The organism is Paracoccus aestuarii (genome assembly GCF_028553885.1).
In the GTDB taxonomy this organism is placed as follows: domain Bacteria; phylum Pseudomonadota; class Alphaproteobacteria; order Rhodobacterales; family Rhodobacteraceae; genus Paracoccus; species Paracoccus aestuarii.
Map to the genome: position 1 here is coordinate 2,657,720 of NZ_CP067169.1, position 17,367 is coordinate 2,675,086.

Annotated in this window: 16 protein-coding genes; 7 read left to right on the plus strand and 9 right to left on the minus strand. The window is 70.5% G+C overall.

What is annotated here, in order from left to right; all coding sequences use genetic code 11:
• Position 1 precedes the first annotated feature (1 nt).
• The 3 genes from nusA to infB are packed head-to-tail and all read left to right on the plus strand — an operon-like array spanning position 2 to position 4,888.
• Positions 2 to 1,681 (plus strand): transcription termination factor NusA, encoded by a 1,680-nt coding sequence (gene nusA, locus JHW48_RS13475; protein ID WP_119885228.1) that lies wholly within the window; start codon positions 2 to 4, stop codon positions 1,679 to 1,681.
• Positions 1,682 to 1,706: 25 nt separating this feature from the next.
• Positions 1,707 to 2,327, plus strand: a complete 621-nt coding sequence (locus JHW48_RS13480) for an RNA-binding protein (protein ID WP_119885229.1) — start codon at positions 1,707 to 1,709, stop codon at positions 2,325 to 2,327.
• A gap of 8 nt (positions 2,328 to 2,335) precedes the next feature.
• On the plus strand, positions 2,336 to 4,888 hold the full coding sequence (gene infB, locus JHW48_RS13485) for a translation initiation factor IF-2 (RefSeq protein WP_119885230.1): 2,553 nt from the start codon (positions 2,336 to 2,338) through the stop codon (positions 4,886 to 4,888).
• A 147-nt stretch (positions 4,889 to 5,035) separates the two neighbouring features.
• On the opposite strand, the gene fmt is transcribed toward infB, so the two are convergent.
• The 4 genes from fmt to def (JHW48_RS13505) are packed head-to-tail and all read right to left on the minus strand — an operon-like array spanning position 5,036 to position 7,481.
• The gene (gene fmt / locus JHW48_RS13490; RefSeq protein WP_119885231.1) at positions 5,036 to 5,929 is read right to left on the minus strand and encodes a methionyl-tRNA formyltransferase; all 894 of its coding nucleotides are present in this window, start codon (positions 5,927 to 5,929) and stop codon (positions 5,036 to 5,038) included.
• A gap of 28 nt (positions 5,930 to 5,957) precedes the next feature.
• Positions 5,958 to 6,458: a peptide deformylase gene (gene def / locus JHW48_RS13495; RefSeq protein ID WP_119885232.1), complete on the minus strand. Its 501-nt coding sequence runs from the start codon at positions 6,456 to 6,458 to the stop codon at positions 5,958 to 5,960.
• Complete coding sequence (locus JHW48_RS13500) at positions 6,455 to 6,967, minus strand: peptide deformylase (protein ID WP_240637711.1); 513 nt, start codon at positions 6,965 to 6,967, stop codon at positions 6,455 to 6,457. The genes def (JHW48_RS13495) and JHW48_RS13500 overlap by 4 nt, the downstream gene beginning before the upstream one ends.
• Complete coding sequence (def, locus tag JHW48_RS13505) at positions 6,960 to 7,481, minus strand: peptide deformylase (protein WP_240637712.1); 522 nt, start codon at positions 7,479 to 7,481, stop codon at positions 6,960 to 6,962. The genes JHW48_RS13500 and def (JHW48_RS13505) overlap by 8 nt, the downstream gene beginning before the upstream one ends.
• A 79-nt stretch (positions 7,482 to 7,560) precedes the next feature.
• On the opposite strand from def (JHW48_RS13505), the gene JHW48_RS13510 reads away from it, so the two are divergent.
• The 3 genes from JHW48_RS13510 (at position 7,561) to JHW48_RS13520 (ending at position 10,325) form a co-directional block, all read left to right on the plus strand.
• Complete coding sequence (locus tag JHW48_RS13510; protein WP_119885234.1) at positions 7,561 to 8,745, plus strand: MalY/PatB family protein; 1,185 nt, start codon at positions 7,561 to 7,563, stop codon at positions 8,743 to 8,745.
• A 67-nt stretch (positions 8,746 to 8,812) separates the two neighbouring features.
• Complete coding sequence (locus JHW48_RS13515; protein ID WP_119885235.1) at positions 8,813 to 9,775, plus strand: acetyl-CoA carboxylase carboxyltransferase subunit alpha; 963 nt, start codon at positions 8,813 to 8,815, stop codon at positions 9,773 to 9,775.
• Positions 9,776 to 10,094: 319 nt separating this feature from the next.
• The gene (locus tag JHW48_RS13520) at positions 10,095 to 10,325 is read left to right on the plus strand and encodes a hypothetical protein (protein WP_119885236.1); all 231 of its coding nucleotides are present in this window, start codon (positions 10,095 to 10,097) and stop codon (positions 10,323 to 10,325) included.
• Here JHW48_RS13520 and JHW48_RS13525 read toward each other — a convergent pair.
• Genes JHW48_RS13525 through JHW48_RS13535 form a run of 3 tightly spaced genes read right to left on the minus strand, consistent with a single transcriptional unit; the run spans position 10,310 to position 12,710 of the window.
• Complete coding sequence (locus JHW48_RS13525) at positions 10,310 to 11,116, minus strand: lysophospholipid acyltransferase family protein (RefSeq protein ID WP_119885237.1); 807 nt, start codon at positions 11,114 to 11,116, stop codon at positions 10,310 to 10,312. The two genes, JHW48_RS13520 and JHW48_RS13525, sit on opposite strands and share 16 nt — an antisense overlap.
• Complete coding sequence (locus JHW48_RS13530; protein WP_419182389.1) at positions 11,113 to 12,039, minus strand: cell division protein FtsX; 927 nt, start codon at positions 12,037 to 12,039, stop codon at positions 11,113 to 11,115. Before JHW48_RS13530 ends, JHW48_RS13525 begins: the two co-directional genes overlap by 4 nt.
• Entirely contained in the window at positions 12,036 to 12,710 is a 675-nt protein-coding gene (locus tag JHW48_RS13535) for a cell division ATP-binding protein FtsE (RefSeq protein WP_119885238.1), read from the minus strand. The genes JHW48_RS13530 and JHW48_RS13535 overlap by 4 nt, the downstream gene beginning before the upstream one ends.
• Before the next feature lie 110 nt (positions 12,711 to 12,820).
• On the opposite strand from JHW48_RS13535, the gene JHW48_RS13540 reads away from it, so the two are divergent.
• A complete protein-coding gene (locus JHW48_RS13540) occupies positions 12,821 to 13,600 on the plus strand; it encodes a zinc-ribbon domain-containing protein (protein ID WP_272835631.1) in 780 nt (259 codons plus the stop codon).
• Here JHW48_RS13540 and JHW48_RS13545 read toward each other — a convergent pair.
• Positions 13,597 to 16,110, minus strand: a complete 2,514-nt coding sequence (locus JHW48_RS13545; protein WP_240637874.1) for a DUF4175 domain-containing protein — start codon at positions 16,108 to 16,110, stop codon at positions 13,597 to 13,599. The two genes, JHW48_RS13540 and JHW48_RS13545, sit on opposite strands and share 4 nt — an antisense overlap.
• On the minus strand, positions 16,101 to 17,366 hold the full coding sequence (gene lysA, locus JHW48_RS13550; protein ID WP_119886627.1) for a diaminopimelate decarboxylase: 1,266 nt from the start codon (positions 17,364 to 17,366) through the stop codon (positions 16,101 to 16,103). Before lysA ends, JHW48_RS13545 begins: the two co-directional genes overlap by 10 nt.
• Position 17,367 lies beyond the last annotated feature (1 nt).

Sequence of the window (17,367 nt, forward strand, 5' to 3'; positions counted from 1 at the left end):
GATGGCGATCACCTCTGCCAACCAGCTTGAACTGTTGCAGACGGCCGAGGCCGTCGCCCGCGAGAAGATGATCGAGCCCGAGCTGGTCATCGAGGCGATGGAGGACAGCCTGGCCCGCGCCGCCAAGTCCCGCTACGGCGCGGAGATGGACATCCGGGTCAAGATCGACCGCAAGACCGGCAACGCCACCTTCACCCGCGTCCGCACCGTGGTCGAGGACGAGGCGCTGGAGAATTACCAGGCCGAATTCACCGCCGAACAGGCCAAGCCCTATTTCGAACGCCAGCGCGACCCGGCCAATGCCTGGATCCGCGACGGCCAGCGCGTCGAGGATTTCGCCGGCGCCCCGCAGGTCGGCGACACGTTCCAGGAACAGGTCCCGCCCGTGGAACTGGGCCGCATCGCCGCCCAATCGGCCAAGCAGGTCATCCTGCAGCGCGTCCGCGAGGCCGAGCGCGACCGGCAATACGAGGAATTCAAGGACCGCGCCGGCAGCATCATCAACGGCGTCGTCAAGCGCGAGGAATACGGCAACATCATCGTCGATGTGGGCCGGGGCGAGGCGATCCTGCGCCGCAACGAGAAGATCGGCCGCGAAAGCTATCGCCCGAACGACCGCATCCGCGCCTATGTCAAGGATGTGCGCCGCGAGACCCGCGGGCCCCAGATCTTCCTGTCGCGCACCGATCCGCAGTTCATGGCCGAGCTGTTCAAGATGGAGGTCCCCGAGATCTACGAGGGCACCATCGAGATCAAGGCCGTGGCCCGCGATCCCGGCTCGCGCGCCAAGATCGCCGTGATCAGCTATGACAGCAGCATCGACCCGGTCGGCGCCTGCGTCGGCATGCGCGGCAGCCGCGTCCAGGCCGTCGTCGGCGAATTGCAGGGCGAAAAGATCGACATCATCCCCTGGAACGAGGATCAGGCCACCTTCCTGGTGAACGCCCTGCAGCCCGCCGAGGTCAGCAAGGTCGTCTTCGACGAGGAGGCCAACAAGATCGAGGTGGTCGTCCCCGACGAGCAGCTGTCCCTGGCCATCGGCCGTCGCGGCCAGAACGTGCGCCTGGCCAGCCAGCTGACCGGTCTGGACATCGACATCCTGACCGACGAGGAGGAATCCAAGCGCCGTCAGGCCGAGTTCAACACCCGCACCGCGCTCTTCATGGAGACGCTGGACCTGGACGAGTTCTTCGCCCAGCTGCTGGTGGCCGAGGGCTTCACCAATCTCGAAGAGGTCGCCTATGTCGACCAGGACGAGCTGCTGTCGATCGACGGCGTGGACGAGGACACCGCGGCCGAATTGCAGGCCCGCGCCCGCGACGTGCTGGAGGCCAAGAACAAGGCCGCCCTGGACGCCGCGCGCGAGTTGGGCGCCGAGGACAGCCTCATTGAATTCGAGGGCCTGACCCCCCAGATGGTGGAGGCCCTGGCCAAGGACGGCATCAAGACGCTGGAAGATTTCGCCACCTGCGCGGATTGGGAACTGGCCGGCGGCTGGACCACCGCGAACGGCCAGCGCGTCAAGGATGACGGCCTGCTGGAACCCCACGGCGTCACGCTGGAGGACGCGCAGACCATGGTCATGACCGCCCGCGTCCTTCTGGGCTGGGTCGATCCGACCGAGATGGACGGCGCCGAGGACGAGCCGGAGCTGGATGACAACGAGGAGGCCGGGGACTGACCCGGCCCCGGATCGGAGTGCGCGCTTGAGCCGTGGTGGACGTGACAAGGACCGGGACGACCCGGAACGCCGGTGCATCGCCACGGGCGAGGTGCAGCCCAAGCGGGGCCTGATCCGCTTCGTGATCGGGCCCGACGGCCAGGTCGCGCCCGACCTGGCGGAAAAGCTGCCCGGCCGGGGCATCTGGGTGGCGGCCGATCCGGCCGCCCTTCAGAAGGCGGTGGCGAAGAACCTGTTCTCGCGCGCCGCGCGCCAGCAGGTGCAGGTCGATCCCGACCTGCCCGGGCTGGTCGAACAGGGCATCGCGCGGCGGCTGATCGACCTGGTCTCGCTGACCCGGAAATCGGGCCGCGCGGTGGCCGGGTTCGAAAAGGTCAAGGGCTGGCTGGCCGAAGGCCGGGCCAAGGTCCTGCTGCAGGCCAGCGACGGGTCGGAACGCGGCAAGGGCAAGCTGTGGACGCCCACCGGCGGGCGCTGGTTCGGCTGCCTGACGGCATCGGAATTGGGTTTGTCCTTTGGGCGAGATCATGTCATACACGGCGCGCTTGCGAAGGGTGGCCTGACGGACAAGGTAATCTTGGAAGCTGCCAGACTGACGGGTCTGCGCGGGCATGACGACGGCAATACGGCCGTCGGGAAGGAATGAAGACGCAGATGAGCGATAAAGACGGAAAACCCCCCCTGGGTCTCGGCGGCGCTGGCCGTTCGGGACAGGTCAAGCAGAGCTTCAGCCACGGACGCACCAAAAGCGTCGTCGTCGAGACCAAGCGCAAGCGCGTCGTGGTGCCCAAGGCCGCCACGCCGATGACCGATGCCCAGAAAGAAAAGAACCCGCTGACCGCCCGCATGGCCGGCGACAGCTCCAAGCGGCCCGCCGGCATCTCGGATGCCGAGATGGAGCGCCGTCTGAAGGCCCTCGCCGCCGCCAAGGCGCGCGAGGCCGAGGACAATGCCCGCCGCGCGGCCGAGGAGAAGGCCCGCGAGGAGGAGCGCGAGCGCCGCCGCGCCGAGATCGAGGCCAAGGCCCGCGAGGAGCGCGAGCGCGAGGAGGCCCTGAAGGCCAAGGCGCTGGCCGAGGCGCAGGCCGCCCAGGACGCCGCCGACGAGGCCCGCCGCAAGGCCGAGCCGCGCCAGGAACGTCCCAAGCCCGCCGCCGCCGCCAAGCCCGCCGCCCCCGACCAGGCCGCGATCGAGGCCGCCGCCGCGCGCGCCGAGACCAAGGGCGTGTCCACCGGCGTGGCCCGCAAGCCCGATCGCGTGGCCGACCGTCCCGACCGCGACAAGGCCGGCAAGGGCAAGACGGACGACAACCGCCGCGGCGGCAAGCTGTCGCTGAACCAGGCGCTGAACGGCGAAGGCGGCCGCCAGCGCAGCATGGCCGCGATGAAGCGCAAGCAGGAACGCACCCGCCAGAAGGCGATGGGCCAGTCGGTCCGCGCCGAAAAGCAGGTCCGCGACGTCCAGCTGCCCGAGACGATCGTCGTGCAGGAACTGGCGAACCGGATGAAGGAACGCGCCGCCGACGTGGTCAAGTCGCTGATGAAGATGGGCATGATGGTCTCCATGAACCAGCCCATCGACGCCGACACGGCCGAGCTGGTGATCGAGGAATTCGGCCATCGCGCCGTCCGCGTCAGCGATGCCGATGTGGAACAGGTCATCGACACCGTCGTCGACAAGGACGAGGACCTGCGTTCGCGCCCGCCGATCATCACGATCATGGGCCATGTGGACCACGGCAAGACCTCGCTCTTGGATGCGATCCGCAACGCCAATGTCGTCTCGGGCGAGGCCGGCGGCATCACCCAGCATATCGGCGCCTATCAGGTGACGACGGAATCGGGTGCGGTCCTGTCCTTCCTGGACACGCCGGGCCACGCGGCCTTCACCTCGATGCGGGCCCGTGGCGCGCAGGTGACGGATATCGTGGTCCTGGTGGTCGCGGCCGATGACGCCGTGATGCCGCAGACGGTCGAGGCGATCAACCACGCCAAGGCCGCGAACGTGCCCATGATCGTGGCGATCAACAAGATCGACAAGCCCGCAGCCGACCCCCAGAAGGTCCGCACCGACTTGCTGCAGCACGAGGTGGTCGTCGAGGCCATGTCGGGCGAGGTTCAGGATGTCGAGGTCTCGGCCAAGACGGGCCTCGGTCTGGACGCCCTGCTGGAGGCCATCGCCCTGCAGGCCGAGATCCTGGAGCTGAAGGCCAACCCGAACCGGGCGGCCCAAGGCGCGGTGATCGAGGCACAGCTGGATGTGGGCCGCGGCCCCGTGGCCACCGTGCTGGTCCAGCACGGCACCCTGCGTCGCGGCGACATCTTCGTCGTGGGCGAGCAATGGGGCAAGGTCCGCGCGCTGATCAACGACAAGGGCGAGCGCGTCGAGGAGGCCGGTCCCTCGGTCCCCGTCGAGGTGCTGGGCCTGAACGGCACGCCCGAGGCCGGTGACGTGCTGAACGTGGTCGAGACCGAGGCCCAGGCCCGCGAGATCGCCGAGTTCCGCATCGCCCAGGCCAAGGACAAGCGCGCCGCCGCCGGTGCCGCCACCACGCTGGAACAGCTGATGGCCAAGGCCAAGGCAGATGTGAACGTGGCCGAACTGCCCGTGGTCGTGAAGGCCGACGTGCAGGGTTCGGCCGAGGCGATCGTCCAGGCCCTGGAAAAGGTCGGCAATGACGAGGTCCGCGTGCGGGTCCTGCATTACGGCGTCGGCGCTATCACCGAATCCGATATCGGCCTGGCCGAGGCGTCGGGAGCGCCGGTGATCGGCTTCAACGTCCGTGCCAACGCGCCGGCCCGCAATGCTGCCAACCAGAAAGGGGTCGAGATCCGCTATTACTCGATCATCTATGACCTGGTGGACGACATCAAGGCGGCGGCCTCGGGGCTGCTGTCTGCCGAAGTGCGCGAGAACTTCATCGGCTATGCGTCGATCAAGGAGGTCTTCAAGGTCACCGGCGTCGGCAAGGTCGCGGGCTGTCTGGTCACCGAAGGCGTGGCGCGCCGTTCGGCGGGCGTGCGTCTGCTGCGCGACGACGTGGTGATCCACGAGGGCACGCTGAAGACGCTGAAGCGCTTCAAGGACGAGGTCAAGGAAGTGCAGTCCGGCCAGGAATGCGGCATGGCCTTCGAGAATTACGACGACATCCGCCCCGGCGACGTCATCGAGATCTTCGAGCGCGAGGAGGTCGAGCGCACGCTCTGACCCTCTCCGCGCCGCGAATCGAACCGGCCCCCGTCACCGCGGGGCCGGTTTTTTCATGCCCGATCGGTCCTGCGGGGGCTTTCGCGCCCGCCGGGCAGGGGCCTGCGGCCCCCACCGCGGCCGGGCGCGAAGGGGCGGTTCCCGCCCCTAGCCCAGCTGCGCCGGCAGCGCCCAGCCCCGCAGCAGGTCCTGCGGCGTCATGGGGCGGCGGCCCGCGCGCTGCGCGAGGAGGATGCGCACCGCGCCGTCACCGCAGGCGATGGTGAAATCGGGCAGGACGGTGCCGGGCGCGCCCGACCCCTGGGCCAGCCGGCTGTCCAGCAGCTTGACCCGTTCGCCCGCGATGTCGCACCACGCGCCCGGAAAGGGCGACAGGCCGCGGATCTGGCGGTCGATCTGGGCCGCGGGACGGGTCCAGTCGATCCGTGCCTCGGCCTTGTCGATCTTGGCGGCATAGGTCACCCCGGCCTCGGGCTGGGGCACGGGGTCGCCGGGCAGCACCTCCAGCACGTCGAGGATCAGCTCGGCGCCCATCTGTGCCAGGCTGTCATGCAAGCTGGCCGTCGTGTCGCGATCGGTGATGGGCAGGCGCCGTTCGGCAAGGACCGGGCCGGTATCCAGCCCGGCCTCCATCTGCATGATGGCGATGCCGGTCTGGGTATCCCCGGCCAGGATCGCGCGGTGGATCGGCGCCGCGCCCCGCCAGCGCGGCAGCAGCGAGGCGTGGATGTTCACGCAGCCCAATCGCGGCGCGTCCAGCACCGCCTGCGGCAGGATCAGCCCATAGGCCACGACCACCGCGGCATCGGCGCCCAGATCGGCGAAATCCGCCTGCGCCTGCGCGTCGCGCAGCGAGACGGGGCTGCGCACGGGGATGCCCAGATCCTCGGCCGCGCGCTGGACGGGCGAGGACCGGGGCTTCTGCCCCCGACCTGCCGCGCGGGGCGGCTGGCAATAGACGGCCAGGACCTGATGCCGGGCGGCGATGGCCCGCAGCGCGGGGACGGAGAAATCGGGCGTGCCCATGAAGACGATGCGCATGGCGGCCTTTCCGGTTCGGGTTCGGGGATCAGCGGCGCGCCAGCTTGGCCGATTTGGCGACCAGCATCCGGCGCCGCAGCGGCGACAGGCGATCGACGAAGAGACGCCCCGCCAGATGGTCGATCTGATGCTGGACGCTGGTGGCCCAGAGGCCCACGAAATCGCGATCCTCGCTTTCGCCCTGGTCGTTGAGGTATCGCACCGTGACCGCGCGGGGCCGCTCGATCCGGGCCGAGACGCCGGGCAGGTTCGGGCTGGCCTCGTCATGGGCGCGCATCTGGATGCTTTTGTGCAGCACGACGGGATTGGCCATGCGGATCGCCTGGCCCCGCCTGTCCGATGCGTCGACGACGGCCAAGGCCAGCGATATGCCGATCTGGGGGGCGGCCAGGCCCACGCCCGGCATCGCCTCCATCGTGTCGATCATGTCGTCCCAGATCATGCGGACGGTGTCCGTGACCGCCTCGACCGGATCGGCGGGGCGGTGCAGGCGCGGATCGCCCCAAGGCAGGCAGGCGCGGACGGTCATGCGGGGTCCTTCAGGATCAGGCGACCGTCCAGATGGTCGGCCTCGTGCTGGGCGATGCGGGCGGCAGGGCCGGTCAGGCGCAGGCTGCGGAAGATGCCGTCCAGGTCGTAATGGTTCAGCGTGACGGCCTCGGGGCGGTCCATGTCCACGGGGCGACCGGGGATCGACAGGCAGGTCTCGGAGGCGGTGTCGCGGGCGTCGGACGGGGCGGTGATTTCCGGATCGGCGGCGATCAGCGGCGCGGGGCGGCCGTCCTTCCAGCCCGCATCCATCACGAAGACCCGGCGCAGCACGCCGATCTGGGGCGCGGCCAGGCCCCTGCCCCCGGCCTCGTACATGGTGACCAGCAGGTCGGCGGCCAGCTGGCGCAGCTCCGGTCCGGTCAGGTATCCGGCCGGGTCGCAGCGCGTCAGCAGGACCGGGTCGGGCCAGAGCAGCACCCGCTGCACCCGGCCCCGTGCCAGATCGCCCGTCAGATCGGGGCGGACCCAGCCTGCCCTGTCAGGCACGGGCCTGTTCCCGCTTCAGCTTGACCATCTTGCGGGTGATCATCTGCCGCTTGATCGCCGAGAGGTGGTCGATGAACAGCACCCCGTCCAGATGGTCCAGTTCATGCTGGGCGCAGGTGGCCCACAGCTCGTCGAATTCGCGTTCATGGATGCGGCCGTCCAGCCCCAGCCACTCCATGCGGATCTGGGCGGGGCGGGTCACCTCGCCATACTGCTCGGGGATGGACAGGCAGCCCTCCTCGTAGCTGTTCAGCGCCTCGGATTCCCAGGTCACGCGGGGGTTCACCATGACCAGGGGCGCGGGCTCGGCCTCGGGCTCGCGGGTGGCGTCCATCACGAAGACGCGCAGGCCCACGCCGATCTGCGGCGCGGCCAGGCCGATGCCGGGCGCGTCATACATGGTGGCCAGCATGTCGGCGGCCAGCGTCTCGATCTCCGGCGTGATGCGGGCGACGGGTTCGGCCACCTTCTTCAGGCGCGGATCGGGATGGATCAGGATCGGTCTGAGGCTCATGCCCTTGGATTTAGGCCAAGCCTTCACCATAAGCAACAACAGGCGTATGCAAGGGGAACCCAACCGGAAGGACCCCGCCATGCCCGCCCCCGATTTCGACCGCATCATCGACCGCCGCGGCACCCATTGCAGCAAATGGGACGACATGCAGGCGGCCTATGGCGTGTCTGCGGATGACGGGTTGGCGATGTGGGTGGCCGACATGGACTTCGCGCCCCCCGCCTGCGTCCAGGCCGCGGTCGATCGCGCGGCGGCGCATGGCGTCTATGGCTATCCCGGCGCGAACCGGCCCTATCTGGACGCGATCGGCTGGTGGATGCAGGCGCGCCACGGCTGGACCATCCAGCCCGACTGGATCCTGACCTGCGCGGGGCTGGTCAACGGGGTGGCGATGGCGCTGAACGCCTTCACCGCGCCCGGCGACGGGGTCGTGGTCATGAGCCCGGTCTATCACGCCTTCGGCCGGATCGTGCGCGCCGGCGGGCGCCGCCTGGTCGAGCTGCCCTTGGCGCTTCGGGACGGGCAGTATCACATGGACTGGCAGGACTGGGAGACGCGGCTGGACGGGTCCGAGCGGATGCTGATCCTGTGTTCGCCGCACAATCCCGGCGGCCGCGTCTGGTCCGCCGAGGAGCTGCGCGCCGTCGCCGATTTCTGCAAGGCCCACGACCTGATCCTGGTCTCGGACGAGATCCACGCCGATCTGGTCATGCCTGACGCGCCGCGCCATGTGGTGACGGCCTTGGCCGCGCCGGACATCGCCGACCGGCTGGTGACGCTGAACGCGGCGACCAAGACCTTCAACATCGCGGGGGCCCATATCGGTCAGGCGATCATCGCCGATCCCGGCCTGCGGGCGCGGTTCCGCGACGCGCTGATGGCGGCGGGCATATCGCCCGCGATGCTGGGCATGGACATGGTCGCCGCCGCCTATTCGCCCGAGGGGGCGGATTGGGTCGATGCGCTGGTGGCCTATCTGGACGGCAACCGGCGGGTCTTCGACGCGGCGGTGAACGCGATCCCGGGGCTGCGGTCGATGCCGCTGCAGGCGACCTATCTGTCCTGGGTCGATTTCTCGGGGACCGGCATGGCCCAGCCCGAGGTCATCGCCCGCGTCCAGGGCGACGCGCGGATCGCCGCCAATCACGGCGACAGCTTCGGGGCGGGCGGATCGGGCTATCTGCGCTTCAACCTGGCCACGCCCCGCGCCCGCGTGCAGGAGGCCGCGCGCCGCCTGACCCATGCCTTCGCCGACCTGCAATAGCGGTCGCGTTGCAACCCCTGCCCGACCGGCCTATATAGCCCCGAACCGAACCCCGAAGGCATGTCGCATGGTCTACCTGGATTTCGAAAAACCCCTGGCCGATATCGAAGGCAAGGCCGAGGAGCTGCGCGCCATGGCCCGCAAGGGCGAAGGCGCCGTCGATGTCGAAAAGGAGGCCGCGGCGCTGGACCGCAAATCGGCCGATCTGCTGCGCGATCTCTACGGCTCGCTGGATCCCTGGCGCAAGACGCAGGTGGCCCGCCATCCCGATCGCCCGCATTGCCGCGACTATGTCCAGGCGCTGTTCACCGAATTCACGCCCCTGGCCGGCGACCGCGCGTTTGGCGACGACCATGCGGTGATGGGCGGGCTGGCGCGGTTCAACGACGCCCCCTGCGTGGTCATCGGCCATGAGAAGGGCAACGACACCAAGTCCCGCATCCACCACAATTTCGGCATGGCCCGCCCCGAGGGCTATCGCAAGGCCGTGCGGCTGATGGACATGGCCCATCGCTTCGGCCTGCCGGTCATCACGCTGGTCGACACGCCCGGCGCCTATCCCGGCAAGGGCGCCGAGGAACGCGGGCAATCCGAGGCCATCGCCCGCTGCACCATGAAATGCCTGGAGATCGGCGTGCCGCTGGTCAGCGTCATCATCGGCGAGGGCGGGTCCGGCGGGGCCGTGGCCTTCGCCACCGCCAACCGCATCGCGATGCTGGAACATTCGATCTATTCGGTGATCTCGCCCGAGGGCTGCGCATCCATCCTGTGGAAGGATGCCGAACGCACCCGCGACGCGGCCGAGGCCCTGCGCCTGACCGCCCAGGACCTGCAATCGCTGGACGTGATCGACCGGATCATCGCCGAGCCCATGGGCGGCGCGCAGCGCCATCCGGGCGACGCCATCGCCGCCGTCGGACACGAGATCGCGGCCATGCTGGACGACCTGCATGGCCTGTCGCCCAAGGACCTGATCCAGGACCGCCGCGCCAAGTTCTTGGCCATGGGATCGCGCGGCCTGACCGCCTGACGGGTCACGCAACTGTGACCGCCCTGCAACAGCCGTCCCTTTCGGGGCGGCTTTTCGCATTGCAGGATTGCGCGACATGCAGTTCTGCCGCAGCCTGCCCAAGCCCGCAGCCACGCGACGACAAGGGAGGGCGCATGAACACGACCCTCGCTTTCACCGCACCGGCATCCTCCGGCCAGGCCTCGCGACAGCGACGCTGATCCGGCGGCCCTGACGGGCACCCCCATGACGACAGATCCGGTCCGGCGCCGATTCAGCGCGCCCGTCCGCATGCCGTCATGGTCACCACCCACCCTGACCCCTTGATCGGAGAGAACCGATGATTGCAGACCTGCATCCGCAGCGCCACAGCCTGCGCCCCGCCATCCACCGCCTGATCGCGCGCCATGGTGCGACGGCGGTCCTCTGGGCCGCGATCCGCGCGGCGCTGCTGCCTCGGCGCAGGCGGCCCCGGCCGCCGGACCTCAGGCATCTGAGCCCGCATCTGCGGCGCGATCTGGGGCTGCCGCCCCATGCGCCGCATGTGCCGCGCTATTACGAGCTGAGGTGACCGCCCGGCCGGGCGGGGCTGTCATCGGCCCCGCCCGGTTCCAGCAGGCGCAGCCCCGCCTCGGCCATCAGCCGGTCCGAGGTCGTCTCGATCTCGGCCTCCAGCCGGGGCATCAGGCCCTCGGCGGGGACATCGGGGCCGATGACGGGCAGGAATTCCACGACCGATCGGCCCGGGCGGATGCCCCATCCGCCGCGCGGCCAGAACATGCCGCAATTCACCGCGACCGGCACCACCGGCAGGCCGGTGCCCGCGCGGATCGTGGCCACGCCATGCTTGTAAGGGCGGCGCTGGCCCGGCAGGGTCCGCGTCCCCTCCGGATAGATGATCAGCTGGCCCACGCCCTCGGCCGACATGCGCTGGTTGATGGTGGCGTTGATCGCGGCCATCGCGTCGCGCCCGCGGGTGCGGTCGATGGGGATGCAGCCGGTCTTCCACGCATACCAGCCCATGACGGGCACGCGCATCACCTCGCGCTTCATGATGAAGGCGCGGCGGGGCACGGCATGGGCGATCACCATGATGTCCCAGAAGGACTGGTGCTTGGCCGCGACGATGCAGTTCTGGGTGGGGGGCGTGCCGCGGATCTCGCAGGTCAGGTTCAGATAGACGCGGGCCGCCCAGATGAAATGCCCGATCCAGCGGGTGGCCACCGCATTGGCGCCATCGCGGCCCCGGCGCAGGGACGGGATGCCCAGGATGCCGATGATCAGCGTGGCGAAGATCAGGTGGATGTAGAACAGCAGGTTGCGCAGATGCTGGACCGGGGTCATCGGGCCGGGGCGGTTCATCGCACGGCCCCCAGCATCTTCAGCGCGGCCCATCGCGTGGCCAGGAAACCGACCGCGGCGGCGATGACCGGGATGGCCAGCGGCATCAGCCAGTCCCAGCCCCGAAAGCCCAGGCCCGTCAGGAAACCGCCCGCCGCGCTGGCATCGGGCAGGATGGCCAGGGCGATCATCCCCGCCGCCGTGCCGATGGCCGACCCCACCGCCGCGCGGCGGGTGAAGCGCTGGACGAAGGCCGTGGCGATGGTCAGGTCGCGCGCGCCGATCAGCCGCATGACGCGGATCACCTGGCCATTGGCCGCCAGCGCCGCCTTGGCCGCCAGCGTGATCATCGCCGCCGATGCCGCCCCGATCAGGATCAGCGACACCACGCCCAGCACCCGCAGCCGGTTCGCCGCCGAGACCAGCGGCCGGCGCCATTCGGTATGATCGTCCAGCACCGCGCCCGGCACCTCGGCCTCCAGCCGCAGGCGCAGGCCCTCGGCGTCGAATCCGCCCTCGACCGGCAGGTCGATCAGCGCGGGCACGGGCAGCGCGTCGACCGGCATGTCGGGGCCGAACCACGGCTCCAGCAGCAGGGCCAGCTCGTCCTGGGGCAGCAGGCGCGGCTGGCCGGTGCCGGGGGTGGATTGCAGGACCGTCATCGCCGCCTGCACGCGCTGTTCCTGTTCGGCGACCGGGGCGCTGACGCGGACCGTCACGCTGCCCGCCAGCTCTGCCGACCAGCGATCGGCCAGCCGCCCCGTGGCCAGCGCCAGGGCCAGCGCGAAGACCGCCAGAAAGGCCATCGCCCCGGCCGAGAACAGCGTCAGCTGCGCGGTGAATCCCGTGGGCGGCACGATCCGCCCGCCGGTCCCGCCCTTTTCGCCCAGAAGCCCCTGCCACAGGCTGCCCAGCCTGATCCCCGTCAGCTTGTCGCGCATCACAGATCCGCCCCCGCCAGTTGCAGGCTGCCGCCGCTGATGCGCAGGACCCGCGCCGTGACCTGCGCCTTGGCCGCGCGGATCAGGTTCAGGTCATGGGTCGCCACCAGGACGGTCTTGCCCGACTTGTTCAGCTCGATCAGCAGCTGCATCAGCCGCATCGACATGTCCCAGTCCAGATTGCCCGTCGGTTCATCCGCCAGCACCAGGTCCGGCGACAGGATCACCGCCCGCGCCAAGGCCGCGCGCTGGCGTTCCCCGCCCGACAGCGACGGCGGCAGGGTCCGGGCATGCTGGGTCAGTTGGACCCAGCCCAGCAGATCGCGCAGCGCCTCCATGTCCACCGGCTCGGAGGCGACGGTCAGCGGCAGGGCCACGTTCTCGGCCAGGGGCAGGTGGTCCAGGAATTGCGGATCCTGATGGACGACGCCGACCCGGCGGCGCAGATCCGCGATGTCGTCGCGCGACAGGCCGCGCATGTCATGCCCGAAGGCCGTCATCTGCCCCGATGTCGGCAGCAGATCGGCAAAGCACAGCCTGAGCAGCGTCGTCTTGCCCGATCCCGAAGGCCCGGTCAGGAAATGGAACATCCCCTGCTGCAGCGTCAGGGTCATCCCCGACAGAAGCTCGGCCTGGCCGTGATAGCCGAAGCCTACGTCCCGCATCTCGATCAAGCGCCACCTCTCTTCCGCTGCGGCCCGTCTGGCGCGGACCTGACGCCCGGCGCACTTGGAAGCCGGACCTGCGCTTGATAGAACAGCCGCACGACGAATACGAGGGTGGCATGGCTGAAATCGAATTGATCTGTCCCGGTTGCGCGGCGCGCTACGCCCTGCCGGCGGATGCCATCCCCCCCGCCGGGCGCGAGGTCGAATGCAGCGATTGCGGCCATGTCTGGCAGGCCCGCCCGCCGGGCGCCGACCGGCTGGACCTGGCGGCCTTCCAGCGCGCGTCGGGCGATGACGGCGACGACCGGCCCGCGGTCACCGCCCTGCCCCCGGCATCCAGCCGTCTGGCCCCCGACCTGCTGGACATCCTGCAGGACGAGGTCGAACATGAACGCCGCCTGCGCGCCGCCGAAACGCCCGCTGCAGATGCCACCGCCGATCCCGCATCCGAGGAGATCGACTGGCCCGCCACGACCGTCATCCTGCCCGCAGGCAGCAGCCGCGCGATGACACCCGTGGCCCAGACCCCGGTCCTGACCCCGCCCCCGCCCGAACCCGAACGGGAACCCGCACCGGAACCCGAACCGCAGCCCGCGGCCCCGGCCGCGCGCCGTCCGGTGCTGACCCGCCCGGCGGCGGGGCTGACGGCGGTGCCGCGCCCGCGTGCGGCCAGCGCGCCGATCCTGCTGACCGAGCCGCGCCCCGCGCCCCGGCGGGGCCGCGCCATCGGCATGGCGCTGGCCCTGGTGCTGGCCTTTGCGGTGGTGGCTGTCTATCTGGCGGCGCCGCGGATCGCGGCGCAGGGCGGGCCCTTGGCCGAACAGGCGGCGGCGCTGCGATCCGCGCTGGACGCGGCGCGGTTCTGGCTGGCCGAGTGGGTGGGCATGGCCCCCTAGAACCGGTCCAGCAACCGGCCCAGATAGTCGCGTTCGTCCTGGGGCCGGTCGGGCTGGCCGCTGCGGCGGCGGATCTCGTCCAGCAGGTCGCGGGCGCGCCGCGCGGGGTCCAGCCCCTCGGCCAGCGGATCGCCGTTCGTGATGACATTGCCGCCGCCCGAGCTTTCGCGCCCCAACGGATCCAGCATCGGCTGCCCCTCATAGGGGGATTGCGCCTGGCCGCCCTCGGCCGTCTGGCCGGGCTGGCCGCCGGGCTGCTGGCCGTCCTCGCCCTGCTGGCCCTGCTGACCCTCGCGCGCGGCCATGTCGCCCAGGGCGCGCATGCCCTCGCGCATCGACCGGATCGCATCGGCCTGGCGCTGCATGGCCCCGGCCGTGTCGCCGTCGCGCAGCGCCTGTTCGGCATCCTCCATCGCGCGGCCGGCCTCGTCCAGCTGGCGGCGGGCCTCGTCGCCCTGCTCGGAGCCTTGGCCGGGCATCAGCCCCTGCTGCTGGGCCAGATCGTCGCGCAGCGCGCCCTGGCGGTCGGCCAGGCTGTCGCCGTCCTGCCCCTCGCCGCCATCCTGGCCCTCGCCCTGACGGCCCTGCTGACGCTGGCGTTCGCGGAAGGCCTCGTCCGACAGGCGCTGCTGCTCGCGCAGCGTGTCGGCCAGGCGGTTCATCGGCTGGCTGCCCTGCTGGCCCTGGCCCTCGCCCTGGCCCTGTTGCTGCTGGACCTGCAGGTTTTCCATCATGCGGTTGAACTGGTCCAGCAGGGCCTGGGCCTCGGCCATGCGGCCCTCGTTCATCAGGCGCTGGATCTCGTCCATCATCTGCTGGATCTGGTCGCCGGTGATCTGCTGGCCCTGCTGGCCGCGATCGGGGCTGTCGGCCTGATCCTGGCCGTCGCCGCGTTCGGCCAGCATGCGGGTATAGGCGTCGGTCGCCTCGCGCAGCGCGTCCATCAGGCGCTGGATCTCGTCGGGGCTGGCGCCGTTGCGGATCGCCTCGGACAGCTTCTGCTGCGCCTCGCGCATGGCCTGCAGTGCGTCGGCCAGGCCGCCATCCTCCAGCTGGATCGCGGCCTGCCACAGGGCCTCGGCCAAGGCGTCGCGGTCATCGGGGTCCAAGGGACCGGCCTCCAGCATCCCCACCGCGCCGCGCAGCTGGGCATAGAGATCGTCGGCCACGAACCCATCGGGGCGCCAGGTGACGGCGCGCAGGATCTCGGCCGAGCGGGGGGCATTGCCCCGCGCCCACAAGAGGTCGCGCCGCATCTCGATCAGCGTGGCGGCCAGGGGGTTGAAGAAGCGCCGCCCCGGCAGGGCCAGCGCCATGGGATCGGCCTGGCCCACCTGCTGGATGCCGTCCTGGGCGCGCAGGGTGATGCGCACCGGCAGATTGGCCCAAGGGTGGCGGGACAGGTCCTCGGCCAGCTGGCCCTGAACCTCGCGCCGGTCGCCGCGCGGCAGGGGCAGGTCCAGCCGGACCGGATCGCGCGGATCGGGATCGGCGGCCAGGCCGAAGCGGCGGTCGATGGCGGGCAGGTCCAGCTCGATCAGGGCCTGGGCCGAGACGACGCCGTGATCGTCGCTGGCGGTGAAATCCTGGATCATCCGCCCATCCGCCCGGCGCGTGGGCGCGGCCCCCGCCCGGATCCGGGGCGCGGCATCGGGCAGAACGGTCACGTCGAAGCGGCGGCCCGCGACCTCGATCGCGCCCGAGCGTTCGGCGCGAAAGGCCGGGGCGGTGGGGTCGGTGCCCTCGTCGGGGCCGATATCCTGGCTGAGCTCCGCCCCCCCGCCATAGAGGCGGAAGCTGACCGCGCTGCCCTTGGGCAGTTCCAGCACCGCCCCTTCGGCCATGGCGTTCAGATAGAGCGTCGGGCGGCGGGTATAGGCGGGGGGTTCGGCCCAGCCCTCCCATGCGGGGCCGGTGGCCGTGGCGGTGGCGCCCGGGGGCGGGGTCATGGTGGCGGCGATGGCGCGCAGCCCCTGCCCCATCTGGCCCGCGCCGCCGAAGATCAGCGCCATGACCAGCGCGACCATCCCCGCCAGGCGCAGCGCGAAGGGGTCGCGCCGCGGCAGGTCGGCATCCGGGCGCACCGGCCGGGCCGTGCGGGCGATGGCCTGCATCTGGTCCAGATGGGCGCGCCACAGGGCATCGTCGCCCAAGGCCGGGCGGTCCGACAGCGCGCTGAGCGGCCGACCCGGCAGGGTCGCGTCCAGCCGGGCCAGCGCCTCGGGCAGGCGCACCCGGCGATAGCGCCAGCCACCCAGGCCCGCCGCGACGATCACCGCCGCCAGCCAGCCCCCCGCCAGCCACGGCAGCGCCGCGCCCAAGGGCGCGACCAGCCCCAGCCACAGCGCCGAAAAGCCCAAGGCCAGCAGCGCGGCCAAGGGCCAGAAGGCCCGCGCCGCGCGTTCCCAGACCATCCCCCACCGCGTCAGGCGCAGCGCGCGGGCGACGCCGCACGGCAGCGCCTCGGCGCCCTGTCCGTCCTCGGGTTCGTGGTCCGCTGTCACAACCATGCGGGGATGCTATCGCGCCCCAGCATCTCGTCATATGTGGGACGGGCGCGGATGACGGCGAAGTGATCGCCCTGCACCAGCACCTCGGGGACCAAGGGCCGCGAATTGTATTCCGACGCCATGACCGCGCCATAGGCCCCGGCCGAGCGGAACGCCACCAGCCCGCCCGGCGCCATCGCGGGCAGGGATGCGCCCTTCTGGAAGGTGTCGCCCGATTCGCAGACCGGCCCCACCACGTCATAGCCCTGCTGTTCGGCACCCAAGGGCGGCTGGATCAGCGGGACGATGTCGTGATGCGCCCCGTACATGGCCGGGCGCAGCAGGTCGTTCATCGCCGCATCCACGATCAGGAAATCCCGATCCTCGCCCTTCTTCACATAAATCACGCGCGACAGCAGGATGCCCGCATTGCCGACAATGTTGCGGCCAGGCTCGATCTCGATCTGGCAGCCCAGATCGCCCACCGTCTCGCGGATGACCTGGCCGTATTCGATGGGCAAGGGCGGCGCGGAATTGTCGCGACGATAGGGGATGCCCAGGCCGCCGCCCAGATCCAGCCGGCTGATGTCATGGCCCGCGGCACGCAGGGCGCGGGTCAGCTCGGCCACCTTCAGATAGGCCGCGCGGAAGGGCGCCAGATCGGTCAGCTGGCTGCCGATATGCACATCGACCCCCACGACGCGCAGTCCCGGCAGGGCGGCGGCCTCGGCATAGACCTCCATCGCGCGGCTGATCGGGATGCCGAACTTGTTCTCGGACTTGCCGGTGGCGATCTTCTCATGCGTCTTGGCGTCCACGTCGGGATTGACGCGGATGGCCACGGGAACCGTCGCGCCCATGCTGTGGGCCAGGGCCGACAGGGCGTGCATCTCGGGTTCGCTTTCCAGGTTCATCTGGCGGATGCCGCCCTCGATCGCCATGCGCATCTCGGGGATGGTCTTGCCGACGCCGGAAAACACGATCCGGTCCCCCGGCACGCCCGCCGCGCGGGCCCGTGCATATTCCCCGCCCGAGACGACATCCATCCCCGCGCCCAGATCGCCCAGCAGCTTCAGCACCGCCAGGTTGCTGTTCGACTTGACGGCAAAGCAGACAAGGTGATCCGTCCAGTCCAGCGCCTGGCGGAACAGGCCGAAATGCCGCGTCAGCGTGGCCGCGGAATAGACATAGACCGGCGTGCCCACCTGGCTGGCGATGCAGGTCAGGGGGACGTCCTCGGCATGCAGTTCGCCGTTTCTGTAGGTGAAGTGATCCATG